The sequence below is a fragment of the Cellulomonas sp. P4_A2 genome (assembly GCF_056402515.1).
The window spans coordinates 1-14309 of the sequence record NZ_JBFUHG010000003.1 but is presented as its reverse complement, the minus strand read 5'-3'; the positions used below and the strand labels follow the sequence as shown (position 1 = coordinate 14309).

General features: G+C 72.9%; 16 protein-coding genes and 1 riboswitch. Of the genes, 5 read left to right on the top strand and 11 right to left on the bottom strand.

The annotated features are described in order from the left end of the window. Positions 1-32: 32 nt before the first annotated feature. Positions 33-482 (bottom strand): DUF3017 domain-containing protein, encoded by a 450-nt coding sequence (locus AC1DUE_RS04055; protein ID WP_477038116.1) that lies wholly within the window; start codon positions 480-482, stop codon positions 33-35. A 35-nt stretch (positions 483-517) separates the two neighbouring features. Here AC1DUE_RS04055 and AC1DUE_RS04050 point away from each other — a divergent pair, with 35 nt between their 5' ends. Continuing rightward, the gene (locus tag AC1DUE_RS04050; RefSeq protein WP_477038115.1) at positions 518-1762 is read left to right on the top strand and encodes an NAD(P)/FAD-dependent oxidoreductase; all 1245 of its coding nucleotides are present in this window, start codon (positions 518-520) and stop codon (positions 1760-1762) included. Between the two features lie 9 nt (positions 1763-1771). On the opposite strand, the gene purH is transcribed toward AC1DUE_RS04050, so the two are convergent. Next, the gene (gene purH, locus AC1DUE_RS04045) at positions 1772-3391 is read right to left on the bottom strand and encodes a bifunctional phosphoribosylaminoimidazolecarboxamide formyltransferase/IMP cyclohydrolase (protein ID WP_477038114.1); all 1620 of its coding nucleotides are present in this window, start codon (positions 3389-3391) and stop codon (positions 1772-1774) included. Next, a riboswitch (ZMP/ZTP riboswitch) is annotated at positions 3387-3475 on the bottom strand. Its footprint overlaps the gene before it by 5 nt. A gap of 4 nt (positions 3476-3479) precedes the next feature. Then, on the bottom strand, positions 3480-4064 hold the full coding sequence (gene purN, locus AC1DUE_RS04040) for a phosphoribosylglycinamide formyltransferase (protein WP_477038254.1): 585 nt from the start codon (positions 4062-4064) through the stop codon (positions 3480-3482). 146 nt (positions 4065-4210) lie between these two features. On the opposite strand from purN, the gene AC1DUE_RS04035 reads away from it, so the two are divergent. Next, positions 4211-4762 carry a hypothetical protein gene (locus AC1DUE_RS04035; RefSeq protein WP_477038113.1) on the top strand — a complete coding sequence of 184 codons (552 nt, stop codon included), beginning with the start codon at positions 4211-4213 and terminating at the stop codon, positions 4760-4762. Between the two features lie 3 nt (positions 4763-4765). On the opposite strand, the gene AC1DUE_RS04030 is transcribed toward AC1DUE_RS04035, so the two are convergent. The 3 genes from AC1DUE_RS04030 to sucC are packed head-to-tail and all read right to left on the bottom strand — an operon-like array spanning position 4766 to position 8168. Continuing rightward, positions 4766-6043, bottom strand: a complete 1278-nt coding sequence (locus AC1DUE_RS04030; RefSeq protein ID WP_477038112.1) for a cell division protein PerM — start codon at positions 6041-6043, stop codon at positions 4766-4768. Between the two features lie 40 nt (positions 6044-6083). Next, the gene (sucD, locus tag AC1DUE_RS04025; protein WP_477038111.1) at positions 6084-6959 is read right to left on the bottom strand and encodes a succinate--CoA ligase subunit alpha; all 876 of its coding nucleotides are present in this window, start codon (positions 6957-6959) and stop codon (positions 6084-6086) included. Between the two features lie 33 nt (positions 6960-6992). Beyond that, positions 6993-8168 carry an ADP-forming succinate--CoA ligase subunit beta gene (gene sucC / locus AC1DUE_RS04020; protein WP_477038110.1) on the bottom strand — a complete coding sequence of 392 codons (1176 nt, stop codon included), beginning with the start codon at positions 8166-8168 and terminating at the stop codon, positions 6993-6995. A 189-nt stretch (positions 8169-8357) separates the two neighbouring features. On the opposite strand from sucC, the gene AC1DUE_RS04015 reads away from it, so the two are divergent. From AC1DUE_RS04015 to AC1DUE_RS04005, 3 genes are all read left to right on the top strand, one after another. Beyond that, complete coding sequence (locus AC1DUE_RS04015; protein ID WP_477038109.1) at positions 8358-8570, top strand: RNA polymerase subunit sigma-70; 213 nt, start codon at positions 8358-8360, stop codon at positions 8568-8570. Continuing rightward, positions 8570-9118 carry a Clp protease N-terminal domain-containing protein gene (locus AC1DUE_RS04010; RefSeq protein ID WP_477038108.1) on the top strand — a complete coding sequence of 183 codons (549 nt, stop codon included), beginning with the start codon at positions 8570-8572 and terminating at the stop codon, positions 9116-9118. The genes AC1DUE_RS04015 and AC1DUE_RS04010 overlap by 1 nt, the downstream gene beginning before the upstream one ends. Positions 9119-9230: 112 nt before the next feature. Next, positions 9231-9608 (top strand): hypothetical protein, encoded by a 378-nt coding sequence (locus tag AC1DUE_RS04005; RefSeq protein WP_477038107.1) that lies wholly within the window; start codon positions 9231-9233, stop codon positions 9606-9608. 49 nt (positions 9609-9657) lie between these two features. On the opposite strand, the gene pcrA is transcribed toward AC1DUE_RS04005, so the two are convergent. The 5 genes from pcrA to AC1DUE_RS03980 all read right to left on the bottom strand — a co-directional run. Then, positions 9658-12183 carry a DNA helicase PcrA gene (gene pcrA, locus AC1DUE_RS04000; RefSeq protein ID WP_477038106.1) on the bottom strand — a complete coding sequence of 842 codons (2526 nt, stop codon included), beginning with the start codon at positions 12181-12183 and terminating at the stop codon, positions 9658-9660. A gap of 61 nt (positions 12184-12244) precedes the next feature. Next, positions 12245-12727 (bottom strand): DUF456 domain-containing protein, encoded by a 483-nt coding sequence (locus AC1DUE_RS03995; RefSeq protein ID WP_477038105.1) that lies wholly within the window; start codon positions 12725-12727, stop codon positions 12245-12247. A gap of 125 nt (positions 12728-12852) precedes the next feature. Beyond that, positions 12853-13203, bottom strand: coding sequence for a hypothetical protein (locus tag AC1DUE_RS03990; protein WP_477038104.1), 351 nt, complete (start codon positions 13201-13203; stop codon positions 12853-12855). 55 nt (positions 13204-13258) lie between these two features. Further along, the gene (locus AC1DUE_RS03985; protein WP_477038103.1) at positions 13259-13681 is read right to left on the bottom strand and encodes an NUDIX hydrolase; all 423 of its coding nucleotides are present in this window, start codon (positions 13679-13681) and stop codon (positions 13259-13261) included. Between the two features lie 224 nt (positions 13682-13905). Next, positions 13906-14309, bottom strand: a 404-nt coding sequence (locus AC1DUE_RS03980) for an HNH endonuclease signature motif containing protein (RefSeq protein WP_477038102.1), incomplete at its 5' end; no start/stop codon positions are given.

Below are 14309 nucleotides of genomic sequence, written 5' to 3'. Positions count from 1 at the left end.
GGCTCTCGTGCGTCACGGCTGCGGGCGGAGGGTCAGACCCAGCCGTCGGGCAGGATCGCCGCCAGCCCGCCGAGGCCGAACGCGAGCGCGAAGAGCACGGAGACGTCGAGCCACCGGCTGCGCACCGACAGCACCACCGGCGGCACGGGAGCGACCCACCGCACGATCGCGCAGGCCGTGACCATCGCGGCGAGCACGACCGAGCCGGCGCGGGTCCCGACGACGAGCGAGACCACGACCGCCACGAGGATCCCGGCACTCACCCACCAGAGCGAGGCGTTGCGTCCTGCGGCCAGCGACGCGCGGGCGATGGCCCGCGGATCGAGCTGCGCCTCCTCGACCGGGATCGGTCCGGTGAGGGCGGGCGGCTCGGGCTGCGGGTCCGGCACCGGCTCGGGTGCCGGCTCGGGCGCCGGGGCCGCGGCACGCGGCGGGATGGCAGGGCGAAGCCCCGCACCACCGCTCGTCCGCTCGTGCACCATCGATCCGCCTCCCGTCCGGAGACTACCGTTGCCGGGTGAGCGACCCGGAATCCACGACCCACCCGCTGCGCTCCGTGCTCGTGGTCGGCGGCGGGCTCGCGGCCACCCGGACCGTCGCCGAGCTGCGCGAGCAGGGCTTCGGCGGACACGTCGCGGTGCTCGGCGCGGAACCGGTCGCGCCCTACGACCGGCCCCCGCTGTCCAAGCACCTGCTCGACCGACCGACCCCCACCTGGCTGAGCGACGAGATCGGCGTCGACCTGCTCGCCCTCGCCGACGAGGTGCACCTGAGCACCCCGGCGCGCGGCCTGCGCATCACCGACGAGGGCGTCGAGGTCGAGGCGGACGACGGGTCGCGGAGCGCCGACGCGGTGGTGCTGGCGACCGGTGCGCACGCCGTGCGACCGCCCGGGTGGGAGGCCGCGCTGACGCTGCACACCGCGGCCGACGCGGCCGTGCTGCGCGACGCGCTGACGCCGGGCACCCGGCTGGTCGTCATCGGGGCCGGATGGATCGGCGCGGAGGTGGCGACCGTCGCGGCGGCGGCGGGCGTCGAGGTCACGGTGCTGGAGGCGACGGGCGACCCGCTCGGCGCGGCGCTGGGACCGGTCGTCGGCGCGCTCACCGCACCCTGGTACGCCGCCGCGGGCATCCACCTGCGACGAGGTTCCCACGTGGTCGAGGTCGGCACGAACGGCGTCGCGCTGGCCGACGGGACGCTGGTCCCGGCCGACGTCGTGCTCGCCGCGATCGGGGCACGTCCCACGACGGCGTGGCTCGGGCCCGCGCTCCCCCAGGAGCCGGACGGGTCGCTGCGCGTCGACGAGCGCCACGCCGTGCTCGGCGCACCGCGGCGCGTCCGCGCGGTCGGGGACGTCGCGCTACGCCGGTCACCGCGGCACGGCTGGGTGCCCGGCGGCCACTGGGACGGTGCCCTGCGCGGCCCGACGGACCTCGTCGCGGACCTGCTCGGCACGGGCGCGCCCGTCGTCGACGCCGCGCCCTACGTCTTCTCCACGCAGCTGGGCCACGAGCTCGCGCTCTTCGGCGTCCGGCACGTCGACGACGAAGTGGTGCTGCGCGGCGACCCCGCGGGCGGCGAGGGCTGGGGCGCCCTGTGGTTCCGCCCCGGGTCCGACGAGGTCAGCGCGATCCTGACCGTCGACCGACCGCGCGACGTCGGGGCCGCCCGGCGGCTGTTCACCGCCGCCGGGCTGCCCACGCTCGACCGGGTCCGCGTGCGCGACACGAGCGTCACGCTGCGGGACGCGCTGCGCTAGCGCGACGCGTCAGTGCGCGAAGTGCCGCGTGCCCGTGAGGTAGAGGGTCACGCCGGCCGCCTGCGCCGCCGCGACGACCTCCTCGTCGCGCACCGAACCACCGGGCTGCACGATCGCGCGGACGCCCGCGTCGATGAGCACCTGCGCGCCGTCGGCGAACGGGAAGAACGCGTCGGAGGCCGCGACCGCGCCACGCGCCCGCTCGACGTCGCCGGTGTTGGCGCGCGCGACGGCGAGCCCGCACGAGTCCACCCGGTTGACCTGGCCCATGCCGACGCCGACCGACGCGCCGTCGTTCGCCAGCAGGATCGCGTTCGACTTCACGGCGCGCACCGCGCGCCAGGCGAAGACGAGGTCGGCGAGGGTCGCCTCGTCGGCGGCCGCACCGGCGGCGAGCGTCCAGCCGGCGGGGTCGTCGCCGGGCGCGTCGATCCGGTCGATCTGCTGCACGAGCATGCCGCCCGTCACCGGACGCAGCTCGGTGGTGTGCGTCGCCTCGTCGAGACCCGTGACCCGCAGCAGGCGGATGTTCTTCTTCCGGCTGAGGATCTCGACCGCCTCGGGCTCGAAGTCCGGGGCGACGACGACCTCGGTGAAGACCGGCGCGATCTGCTCGGCCGCGGCCGCGGTGAGGGTGCGGTTCGTCGCGATGACGCCGCCGAACGCGGAGACCGGGTCGCACGCGTGGGCCTTGGCGTGCGCGTCGGCGACGTCCGTGCCGGTCGCGATGCCGCACGGGTTGGCGTGCTTGATGATGGCGACCGTCGGGCCGTCGTGGTCGTGCGCGGCACGCCACGCGGCGTCGGCGTCGACGTAGTTGTTGTAGCTCATGGCCTTGCCGTGCAGCTGCTCGGCGCCCGCGAGCCCGCGCCCGGCCGCGCCGGTCGGCGAGAGGTACAGGGCTGCGTGCTGGTGGGGGTTCTCGCCGTAGCGCAGGACCTCGCCACGGTCCCAGGTGCTGCCCGCGAACTTCGGGAAGCCGCTGTCGCCGTCGGGGGCGTAGCTCGAGGCGAACCAGCTCGCGACCGCCGTGTCGTAGGCGGCCGTGTGCGCGAACGCGTCGGCGGCGAGCAGGCGGCGCGCCTCGAGCGTGAACCCGCCCGCGTTCACGGCCTCGACCACCTCGTCGTACCGGGCGGGGTCGACGACGACGGCCACGCTCGGGTGGTTCTTCGCGGCCGCGCGCACCATGGACGGCCCGCCGATGTCGATCTGCTCGACGCACTCGTCGGGCGACGCGCCGGAGGCCACGGTGGCGGTGAACGGGTAGAGGTTCACGACGACCAGCTCGAACGGCGCGATGCCGAGCTCGTCCAGCTGGCGCAGGTGCTCGGGCAGGCGCGTGTCGGCCAGGACGCCGGCGTGCACGCGCGGGTGCAGCGTCTTGACCCGGCCGTCCAGGCACTCGGGGAACCCGGTGAGGTCCTCGACGCGCGTGACCGGGACGCCGGTGGCGGCGATGGTCGCGGCGGTGGACCCGGTGGAGACGATCTCGACGCCGGCGGCGTGCAGGGCGCTCGCCAGGCCGGTCAGGCCGGTCTTGTCGTAGACGGAGACGAGGGCACGGCGCACAGGGCGGACAGACGTCACGGCAGCTCCCGGAGGGTTGGGTCGGTGAGGCGGACCCATGCACCCAGGCGGGCGGTGCGTGGCGGGGGCACTGCGGCCGCTTCCCGGTGGTTGAACCCACCTGCGCCAGTCACGACCAGGACCGAGTCTAGCCGACGGTGGCGTGGCGCCCCTCGACCGTCAGACCGCCGCGCGCGATCCGTCCGACCCAGTCGACGAGCAGCGCCCGCTCGACGACCTTGATCCGCTCGTGCAGCGACGACTCGTCGTCGTCGGGCTCCACCGCGACCGTCGCCTGCGCCAGGATCGGGCCGGTGTCGACGCCCTCGTCGACGACCATCACCGTGCAGCCGGTGACCTTGGCGCCGTACTCGAGCGCGTCCCGCACACCGTGCGCGCCCGGGAAGGCCGGAAGCAGGGCGGGGTGCGTGTTGATGATCCGACCGCCGAAGCGCTCGAGGAACGTCGTCCCGAACAGCTTCATGAACCCGGCGAGCACGATCAGGTCCGGGTGGAACACAGCCACGGTCTCGGCGATCGCCGCGTCCCAGGCCGCGCGGTCGTCGAAGTCCTTGACCGACACGACCGCGGTCGGGATGCCCGCCTCGGCCGCGATGTCGAGCGCCCGGATCCCGCGGCGGTCGGCGACGACGGCGACGACCCGCGCGCCGTAGGCGGGATCGCCGTGCGCCTCGAGCAGGGCTGCCAGGTTGGAACCCGTGCCGGACACCATGACGACGAGGCGGCCGGTGTCACGGGTGGAGGGTGTCGGATGCTGAACCACGCGCCGACCCTACCCGTGCCGGGCGCACCGCCCGGGCGGCAGGCTGGGCCGGGATGCGTGCCCGCGCGCGGGGGTTCGTGGGCGAGAATGCAGAGGTGAGCAACCCGTACGCGCCCCCCGAGGACCGCCCCCGCCAGCCGGACGGCGAGCAGTCGGGTGCGCCCGTGCAGGACCAGCGCCCGCAGCACTATCCCCCGTACCCGCCACAGGTGTGGCAGCAGGGACCGCCGGCACCGGCCCCGGCCCCCGCACCGACGGACCCCGAGGGTGCCGCCCGGGCCGGCCGGATCGCTCGCCTCTTCGCGCTGACGGTGCTGGCGTCCGTGCTGGTCAGCCTCCTGCGGCTGCCGTTCTCCCTGATCGCCGCGGTGCTCGGGCTCGCCGCCATCGGCATCGGCGTGTGGGCGCTCATCGTCGCCGGTCGCGCGCGGGTGCGCGGCAGCCTGCCGATCATGCTCACCGCGGGCCTGGTCGTCGCGTTCCTGTGGTCGATGGCGATGGCCTCGCCCCTGTTCGCCCTGCAGGCCGAGCTGGACCGGCAGACGTGCCTCGACGGGGCACTCACCGTGTCCGCGCAGACCACGTGCGAGGCGGAGTACCAGAAGGCCCTGAAGGAGCAGCGCGAACGGCTCGGCCTGAACGCCTGACGGTCAGGCGTCGTCGGCTTCGCGAGGCGCCCGGGTGACCAGCCGACGCACCTGGCTGCGCACCAGAGGATCACCGGGCACGGCGACGAGCACGGCACCGAGCAGTACCGCCGCGCTCGCCAGCAGCCCGACGAGCGCTCCGTTGGCGCCCACGTGCGCGAGGCGCCCGGGTCCGACGCTGCCGCTCGCGACGGCGACGAGGACGGCGAGCAGGACGGCCAGCGTGAGCGCCGCCGTGCCGGTCGCGGCGAGCACCTCCCACCAGCGCGTCGCCCGCAGCCGGCGGTGGACGTAGAGGCCGACGACGGCGCCGATCCCCACGAGGACGAGCGGCACGATGCTCGTGGCCGGTCCGGCGACGTCCGGGGTCGGCAGGGCCCCGAGCATCGGCACCGCGGGCAGCGGCCCACCGACGACCGCGTCCGGTGCGAACTGCGTGCCGGAGCCGACCGAGAACCCGTCGCCCGTGAGCCATGCGGTCGCCCAGACCACGAGGTTGGGCACGAAGGCGAGCTCGGCGATCGCCAGCACGATGCCGCCGATCGCGTCGAGACCGAGGCCGCGCACGACGTCGCTGATGGTCGCGCGCCCCGCGACGACCCAGAGCGTCGCGACCGCCGCGGCAACCGCGACGAGCAGGGCCAGCGCAAGGAGTCCCGCGGCCGAACCGGTCCGCATCGCGGTCGGCACGCGCGTCCACACGAGGCGGCTGAGCTCGCGCCAGGCGGGCGCCTCGGGTCGGGCGAGCAGCCCGGCGCCCAGCCCGATCCCGGACACCACCGCTCCCCCGACCACGGCGCGGGCGATCCCGAGGCCCTGGACGTGCACGAGCAGCGCGGCGACGAGGGTGACGAGGACGTACGCGGCCACACCGGCCCCGTAGCCGGGCCAGGTGGCCAGGCCCGAGCGACGAGCCGAGGCGTAGCAGGTGAACAGGGCGAGGGCCGTGACGCCGAGGGGCACGATCGTCACGGTGAACGACCCCACGGCCACGGGGACGCCGTGCCCGAGCAGCCAGACGGACGTCCCGACCCCGACGGAGCGGATCCAGCCGACCCCGTCGTTGGACGGGTCGGCGGACGTGGCCACGTAGGCGGCGATCGACGGGAGCACCAGCACGAGGAACGACAGCAGCGCGGCCTGCAGCGCCGCGAGGACGCCGGCGACCCAGCGCGGCGCGCCGTCGAGCGCGCTGCTGAAGAACTGGTCGGTGCGGTCCGGTCGGCGTCGCCCGCGGGACCGCGGGCGGGTGCGGTCCAGGACGCTGCGGGTGACACTCACCGTGCCATGGTCGCTGCCGTTCGCCTCGTCGTCGAGAAGGTCAGGCCAGCAGCTGGCGCGCGAGCGCCGCGGTCTCCGACGGCGTCTTGCCGACCTTGACGCCGGCGGCCTCGAGGGCCTCCTTCTTGGCCTGCGCGGTGCCCGACGAGCCGCTCACGATGGCGCCGGCGTGGCCCATCGTCTTGCCCTCAGGGGCGGTGAAGCCCGCGACGTAGCCGACGACCGGCTTGGTCACGTGCTCCTTGATGTAGGCCGCGGCCCGCTCCTCGGCGTCGCCGCCGATCTCACCGATCATGACGATGACCTCGGTCTCGGGGTCCGCCTCGAACGCCTCGAGGGCGTCGATGTGCGTGGTGCCGATGATCGGGTCGCCGCCGATGCCGATGGCCGTCGAGAACCCGAAGTCCCGCAGCTCGTACATCATCTGGTAGGTCAGGGTGCCCGACTTGGACACCAGGCCGACGCGGCCCGGTCCGGTGATGTCGGCGGGGATGATGCCGACGTTGGACTTTCCGGGGCTGATCAGGCCGGGGCAGTTGGGGCCGATGAGCCGCACGCCCTTCTCCTGCGCCAGCGCGAAGAACTCGGCGGTGTCGGCCACCGGGACGCCCTCGGTGATGATGACGACGAGCGGCACGCCGGCCTCGATCGCCTCGACGACCGCGGCCTTGGTGTGGGCCGGCGGGACGAAGATCACGGAGACGTCGGCGCCGGTGGCGGAGACGGCCTCGGCCACGGTGCCGTACACCGGGACCTCGACGTCACCGAAGGCGACGGACGTGCCGGCCTTGCGCGGGTTCACGCCGCCGACGACGGACGTGCCGGACGCGAGCATGCGGGTCGTGTGCTTCTGGCCCTCGGCCCCCGTCATGCCCTGGACGATGACCTTGGATGCCTCGGTCAGGAAGATCGCCATGGTGTGTGTCAGCTTCTCTCTAGTTCAGGCGCGTCAGGCGTTGGCGAACTCGGCTGCCTTGTCGGCGCCGCCGTCCATGGTCTCTGCGAGCGTGACCAGCGGGTGGCCGGCCTCCGCGAGGATCTGACGACCCTCGATCACGTTGTTGCCGTCGAGGCGCACGACGAGCGGCTTGGACGCCTCGTCGCCGAGGATCTCGAGCGCGGCGACGATGCCCTTGGCCACCTCGTCGCAGGCGGTGATCCCGCCGAAGACGTTGACGAACACCGACTTGACCTGCGGGTCCGTCAGGATGATGTCCAGGCCGGCGGCCATGATCTGGGCGTTCGCGCCGCCGCCGATGTCGAGGAAGTTGGCGGGCTTGACGCCGCCGTGCTTCTCACCGGCGTACGCGACGACGTCCAGGGTGCTCATGACGAGCCCGGCGCCGTTGCCGATGATGCCGACCTCGCCGTCGAGCTTGACGTAGTTGAGGTCCGCCGCCTTGGCGCGGGTCTCGAGCGGGTCCGTCTCGGCCGTGTCCTCGAGCGCCTCGTGCTCCGGGTGGCGGAAGCCGGCGTTCTCGTCGAGCGTGACCTTGCCGTCGAGCGCGACGATGTCGCCGTCCTCGGTCAGGACCAGCGGGTTCACCTCGACCAGCGTGGCGTCCTCGCTCTTGTAGACGGTCCACAGCGTCTGCAGGACCGCGGCGACCTTCGGGGCCAGCTCGGGCGTGAAGCCCGCGGCGGCGACGATCTCGTCGGCCTTGGCCTGGTCGATGCCCGTGCGGGGGTCGACGGCGACCTTCGCGAGCGCCTCGGGGCGCTCGACGGCGAGCTGCTCGATCTCCATGCCGCCCTCGACCGAGCACATCGCGAGGTAGCGACGCTCGGCGCGGTCCAGCAGGAGGGAGAAGTAGAACTCGGTGGCGATCTTGGCGCCGGCCGCGATCATCACGCGGTGGACCGTGTGGCCCTTGATGTCCATGCCGAGGATCTCGTCGGCCTTCTCGGCCGCCTCGTCCGCGGAGCGCGCCAGCTTGACGCCGCCCGCCTTGCCGCGGCCGCCGACCTTGACCTGGGCCTTGACGACGACGACGCCGGGCTGGCCGCCCAGGAGCTGCTCAGCGCCAGCGCGAGCCTCCTCGGTGGTCGTGGCGACGACGCCACCCAGCACGGGTACGCCGTGCTTCTCGAAGATGTCACGTGCCTGGTACTCGAACAGGTCCACCTGGTCTGGGTCCTCTCATCACCGGCGCTCGACGGCCTCGGTACGGCCGAAACGCCCCGGTCGATGGTAGCGGCCGGGGGGAGATCCCTCGACGTCGAGAGATGTGGCGTGCGCGACGTTCATGCGGAATTCGCACCACGGCGTCAACTTGGGTTGACACATCCTGCCTGTCAACGTAGGTTGACAGTCATGTCCGAGGAACTCATGACCGCTGCGGCGGGGGCGTCCGAGCCGGCCGAGGGGTTGCGCGCGGTGCGCGCCCTGCGTGCGCTGGCCGACCGGCTCGAGGCGCTGCACGTGCAACGCGCCCGCGAGCTCGGCTGGTCGTGGCAGGAGGTCGCCGCGGAGCTCGCGGTGTCACGTCAGGCGGTCCACAAGAAGTACGGGAAGAGGTTCAGCTGATGTTCGAGAGATTCGCGAGCGACGCCCGCGAGGCCGTGACCTACGCGGTCGAGGACGCGCCGAGCGCCGACCGCATCGGTGCGGAGCACCTCCTGCTCGGCACCGTCCGCACACCCGACACGGTCGCGGCCCGGGCGCTCGCGCAGCTCGGCGTCGACAGGACCAGGCTGCGCGCCGCGGTCGACGCCCTGGCGTCCGACGGCCTCGACGCCGACGCCCTGGCGGGAGTGGGCATCGACCTCGACGCCGTCCGGGCGCAGGTCGAGGCCGAGTTCGGGCCCGGCGCGCTCGACGACGTGGTCGCCACGGGGCGCACCAGCGGCCGCAAGCCGCTCGACGTCGCCGCCCGCAAGATGCTCGAGCTCTCGCTGCGGGAGGCCGTCCGGCTCAAGCACAAGCGGATCGACACCGGGCACCTGCTGCTCGCGGCCGTCCGTCTCGACGACCCGCGGGCGGCCGCCGCGCTGGACTCGCTCGGCCTCGCCGACGACGACGTCCGCCAGGCCGTCGCCGTCGCCTGGTCGCAGACCCCGGTCGGCCGGTCGTGATCTTCCTGCCGTCGTCGGGGACGCTCCGCCCGCCGCGTCCGCCGTCGGGCACCCGCCCGCCGCGGCGCGACGACGGACCGGACCGCCCAGGCCGGGGACGTACGCTCGGCTCGTGATGGCACAGGACGTCCCCGGGGCGCGACGAGGTCGGTCGAACGGCCGCCGGACCATGCTGACCGTGCTCGGGATCGGCGTGCTCGCGCTCGCCTTCCTGGTGTACGTCTCGACCGACAACCTGCCGGCGACGGTCACCACCGTGGTGATCCTGGTCGCGGTCCTGCTGGCCGCCTGGGCGCTGACGGCCGGCGGCGACCGGCGACGCACCCGCCGCCGTCCCGGGCCGCTCGACGAGGCGCGGGCCGCGCTCGACGTCGAGAAGGTCCACACGGCGCGCGTCGAGCACGGCGAGTCCGCCGGCATCACCGAGATCCGCCGTCAGATCCCGACCCTGACCTACGAGCAGGCCGTCGAGCTGCACCGGTACGTCTAGCGCGATCTCAGGCTCACGCCCTGGCTCTGGCTCTGGCTCTGGCCCTGGCTCAGAGCTTGGTGACCGGCGAGAACCGCAGCAGCAGGCGCTTGGTCCCGTCGGTGCCGAAGTCGACCTTGGCCACCGCGTTGGGACCGGCGCCCTCGATCGCGATCACGGTGCCGAGGCCGTAGGAGTCGTGCGTGACCCGGTCGCCGATCGCCAGCTGCGGGATCGCCGCATCGGGACGCGGAGTAGCGGAACCGAACGTCGCGCCCGTCGAGGGCAGCGCCGGACGGTCGTCGCGGACCGGGGCCTTGCGGTACCCGCCGCCCGAGGACTGGTTGCGGTAGCCGCCGCTCGTCCCGTAGCCGGAGCCCCACCCGCCGCGCAGCTGTGAGGTCGACGACTCGCGCCGGCGCCAGTCGATCAGCTCGTCGGGAAGGTCGTCGAGGAATCGGCTGGGCGGGAACTCGTTGGGCACGCCCCACGCGGTGCGGACGGCGGCGCGCGAGATGTACAGCCGCTCCCGGGCGCGGGTCAGGCCGACGTACGCCAGCCGCCGCTCCTCCTCGAGCTGGTCGGAGTCGGACAGCGAGCGCAGGTGGGGGAACGTCCCGTCCTCCATACCCGTCAGGAACACCACCGGGAACTCCAGGCCCTTGGCGGTGTGCAGGGTCATCAGGGTGATCACGCCCGGGTCGGGGCGGGCCGGGGCGTCCGGGTCCGCCTCGTCGGGCGTCGGGATCTGGTCGGAGTCGGCCACCAGCGAGACGCGCTCGAGGAAGTCGGCCAGGTCGCCCTCGGGGTCGCTCTGAGAGAACTCGGCCGCGACGGCGTGCAGCTCGGCCAGGTTCTCCACCCTGGAGGCGTCCTGCGGGTCGTCGCTCCCGCGCAGCTCGGCCAGGTAGCCCGACCGGTCGAGCACGGCACCGAGCACCTCGGCCGGGCCTGCCTCCGCGGCCAGCGAGCGCAGCTCGGACATAATCTCCGCGAAGGAGCCGAGCCCGACGATCGCGCGGGTGCCCAGTCCCGGGACCTCGTCGAGACGCTCCAGCGCCGCCCCGAACGAGATGCGCTCACGCTCCGCGAACCCCGCGACCATCGCCTCGGACCGGTCCCCCAGCCCGCGCTTGGGCACGTTGAGGATGCGGCGCAGGTTGACGTCGTCGTCGGGGTTGGCGATCGCCCGCAGGTAGGCGATCGCGTCCTTGATCTCCTTGCGCTCGTAGAACCGCGTGCCGCCGACCACCTTGTAGGGCAGCCCGACGCGGACGAGCACCTCCTCCAGCGCCCGGGACTGCGCGTTGGCGCGGTAGAAGATCGCGACGTCGCCGGGCCGGACGCTGTCGGAGTCGCCGAGCCGGTCGATCTCCTCGGCGACGAACCGCGCCTCCTCGTGCTCTGTGTCCGCGACGTAGGCGACGATCTGCGCGCCGGCACCCGAGTCGGTCCACAGGCGCTTGCCGGCGCGGCCGGGGTTGCGGCTGATCACGGCGTTCGCAGCCGAGAGGATGTTCTGCGTGGAGCGGTAGTTCTGCTCGAGCAGGATGGTCCGGGCGTCCGGGTAGTCGTGCTCGAACTCGAGGATGTTCCGGATCGAGGCGCCGCGGAACGCGTAGATCGACTGGTCCGCGTCGCCGACGACGGTCAGCTCACCCTGCGGCACCTCCTCGTCGGCTGTGCCCTCCGAACTGCCCCCGCCGCCTGGCCCTACGAGTTCCCGCACCAGCACGTACTGCGCGTGGTTCGTGTCCTGGTACTCGTCGACCAGCACGTGCCGGAACCGCCGCCGGTAGTGCTCCGCCACGGCAGGGTAGGCCTGGAGCAGGTGCACCGTGGACATGATCAGGTCGTCGAAGTCGAGCGCGTGCGCCTGCTTGAGCCGCGCCTGGTAGCGCGTGTAGACCTGCGCGAGCGCCGCGTCGAAGTCGTTGGTGGCGCCGTGGCCGTTGGTCGCCGCGAACGTCTCGGGGTCGACCAGCTCGTCCTTGAGGTTGGAGATCTTGTTGGCCAGAGCCTTGGCCGGGTAGCGCTTGGGGTCCAGGTCGAGCTCGCGCGCGACGAGCGTCAGCAGACGCTGCGAGTCCGCCGAGTCGTAGATCGAGAAGCTGGACCGCAGCCCGAGCGTGCCGGCCTCGCGGCGCAGGATCCGCACGCACGCGGAGTGGAACGTGGACACCCACATGCGGCCCGCGGCCGGCCCGACCAGCTGCTCGACCCGCTCCCGCATCTCGGCGGCGGCCTTGTTGGTGAACGTGATCGCGAGGATCTCGCCCGCCCGCGCCCGACGCGTGGCCATGAGGTACGCGATGCGGTGCGTGAGCACGCGCGTCTTGCCCGAGCCGGCACCCGCGACGATCAGCAGCGGACCGCCCTGGTGCAGCACGGCCTCGCGCTGCTGCGGGTTGAGCCCGTCGACGAGGGCGTCGGCCTTGGCCTGCCGACGAGCCCGCCTCTCCTCCGCCTCAGCCTCGGAGTCCTCATCGGTGCCGCGCGGCGCGAGGCCCGACGGGAGGACGGCGGACGCGTCCTTGGGCGGCCGCGAGGGCACGCCGGGGACGGAGAGCGAGAGGCTGTCGAAGAGCGAGGTCATGGCCCTCCAAGAGTAGGCGTCGCCGCCCACATCGACGGCCCGCCTGTGGACGCGGCGGGACTCAGGACGCGAGCAGCCCGACGATCCACGCGGCGGTGGTGATCAACGCCCCCGCCAGCTCGACGAGGATCGTCAGCCCCGTGGCCTGCAGTGCCGCGACGGTCGACCGCCACGCCGTCCGATGGTCACGCGAGCGCAGCCACTCGGCCAGGAAGACGCCGACGACGAAACCGATGACCAGGCCCACGACAGGGATCACGAAGAACCCGACGATGCCCAGCAGCCCGCCCACGACCATCGTCGAGAACGGCACTCCGGCTCGCTTGAGGTGCCTGCCAGCGAGCAGGTACTCCCCGACGAACGCCAGCCCCGTGGCCAGCACCGCGACCGCGACGACGGTCCAGCCGACCGGGCCGCCCGTGACGATCCCCCAGACGATCACGGCGGCCGCGACGAGGAACAGCCCGGGCAGGATCTGCACGACGACCCCGACCAGGCCGACCAGGATCGCAAGTCCGACGAGGACTTCTCCGAGGGTTCCCACGGCGGGAACCCTAGATCAGACCGGGACCGGCGGCCCGGCGCGTCAGTGCCTGATGGTCGTGCGAGAGGGCCAGTGCCAGATGGTCAGTGCCACATCGTCAGTGCCACATCGCCAACGCCAGGTGGTCAGTGCCAGATGACGGCGATGCCCACGTTCACCACGACGAGCCCGACGATGGCACCGAGGTATCCGCGGGTCACCACCGCGGGCTTGCGCACGCCGCGGACGACGAGGACGGTCGCGATGATCGCGATCACGAGCTTGACCGCGAGCTTGGTGCTGCTGGGCTCGTGGTCGGTCCAGCCGTCAGCCGAGGCGAGCCCGGCCAGGATGATCCCGGTGACCAGCGCGGTGAGCATGCCGTGCAGCACGCCGGGCGCGATCCGCGGCTCGCGCAGGCTCACCAGGCTGCCGCCGAGGACGATCGCCCAGCCGAGGAGGTGCAGGACGACGATCAGTTCGTAGACGAGGTGCATGGCGCGAGTCTATCTGACGCGGAGTCAGATAAATCCACGCCGCCGACCACCTGCGTCACCCTGGGTACCCCGCCCACCGCAACCCGGTGTCCACCAGCTCGACCCGCTCGAGGTCGCCCACCTCCGCCAGGTCGAACCACGCCGCCTTGTCCGTCGAACCGTCCGGCTCGTCGCGCAGCTCACCGCCGACGATGTGCGCGCGGTACACGATGCGGATCGCGTGGGCCGGTCCGCGTCCCGGCTCGAAGCGCTCCTCGGCGGGGATGACCAGCGAGTCGATCCCGAGGAGCTCGTCGAGAACCGCGACGAACCCGGTCTCCTCGAGCACCTCTCTGACCGCCGCGTCTGCCGGATCCTCGCCCCAGTCGATACCGCCGCCGGGAAGCGTCCAGGCCGAGTGCCCGGACTCGTTCCAGTGCGGAAGCAGAACCTTCCCGGCCTCGACGATCACGGCATACGCGGCAACCCGTTGCTCCATGCGCCCACCCTTCCGCAGGCAGCACGACGACGCAGCCGAGGCGGCGCCGACCGGCGCCTAGCGCTGCTCTCCCTGAGGAGGATGGACGTTCGTCGTCGCCTAGAAGCGTGGGCGTTCGTCGTCGTCTAGAGGGTGGACGTTCGTCGTCGTCTAGAAGGTGGACGTTCGTCGTCGTCTAGAAGGGGGACGTTCGTCGTCGTCTAGAAGGGTGGACCGTTCGTCGTCTAGAAGGGTGGTTCGTCGTCATCCTCGTGGGGTTGGTGGCGGTGCTTGCCGGGTGGGCAGGTGAGTGTGTCGGGGTTGATGAGGAGTGGCGCGGGGTGTCGGGCGTAGGTGATGCCGTCGGGGCTGGTCCACCAGGTGACCCCGGTGGTGGGGTTGCGGTGCACGTTCCAGTGCTTCTTGGTCTTGGCCTGGTGATGGTGCCGGCACAACGCGTGCAAGTTGTTCGCGTGGGTCTGGTCGGCGCCCGGTAGTGCGGGGTCGTAGGGGGTGATGTGGTCGAGGTCGCAGCGGGTGGCGGGTTGTCGGCATCCGGGGAACGTGCAGGTCACGTCCCGGGCGATCACGGTCCGGGTCAGGTCCGCACCCGGCCGGTAGCCGACCGTCCCGGTGTCGATGACCAGCC

Excerpts from the sequence above, each read along its gene's own strand:
- AC1DUE_RS04055 (WP_477038116.1), bottom strand. The coding sequence starts at position 482 with ATGGTGCACGAGCGGACGAGCGGTGGTGCGGGGCTTCGCCCTGCCATC.
- purH (WP_477038114.1), bottom strand. The coding sequence starts at position 3,391 with ATGGGTCCGCCTCACCGACCCAACCCTCCGGGAGCTGCCGTGACGTCT.
- purN (WP_477038254.1), bottom strand. The coding sequence starts at position 4,064 with ATGGTGTCCGGCACGGGTTCCAACCTGGCAGCCCTGCTCGAGGCGCAC.
- sucD (WP_477038111.1), bottom strand. The coding sequence starts at position 6,959 with ATGGCGATCTTCCTGACCGAGGCATCCAAGGTCATCGTCCAGGGCATG.
- AC1DUE_RS04015 (WP_477038109.1), top strand. The coding sequence starts at position 8,358 with ATGTCCGAGGAACTCATGACCGCTGCGGCGGGGGCGTCCGAGCCGGCC.
- AC1DUE_RS04010 (WP_477038108.1), top strand. The coding sequence starts at position 8,570 with ATGTTCGAGAGATTCGCGAGCGACGCCCGCGAGGCCGTGACCTACGCG.
- pcrA (WP_477038106.1), bottom strand. The coding sequence starts at position 12,183 with ATGACCTCGCTCTTCGACAGCCTCTCGCTCTCCGTCCCCGGCGTGCCC.
- AC1DUE_RS03990 (WP_477038104.1), bottom strand. The coding sequence starts at position 13,203 with ATGCACCTCGTCTACGAACTGATCGTCGTCCTGCACCTCCTCGGCTGG.
- AC1DUE_RS03985 (WP_477038103.1), bottom strand. The coding sequence starts at position 13,681 with ATGGAGCAACGGGTTGCCGCGTATGCCGTGATCGTCGAGGCCGGGAAG.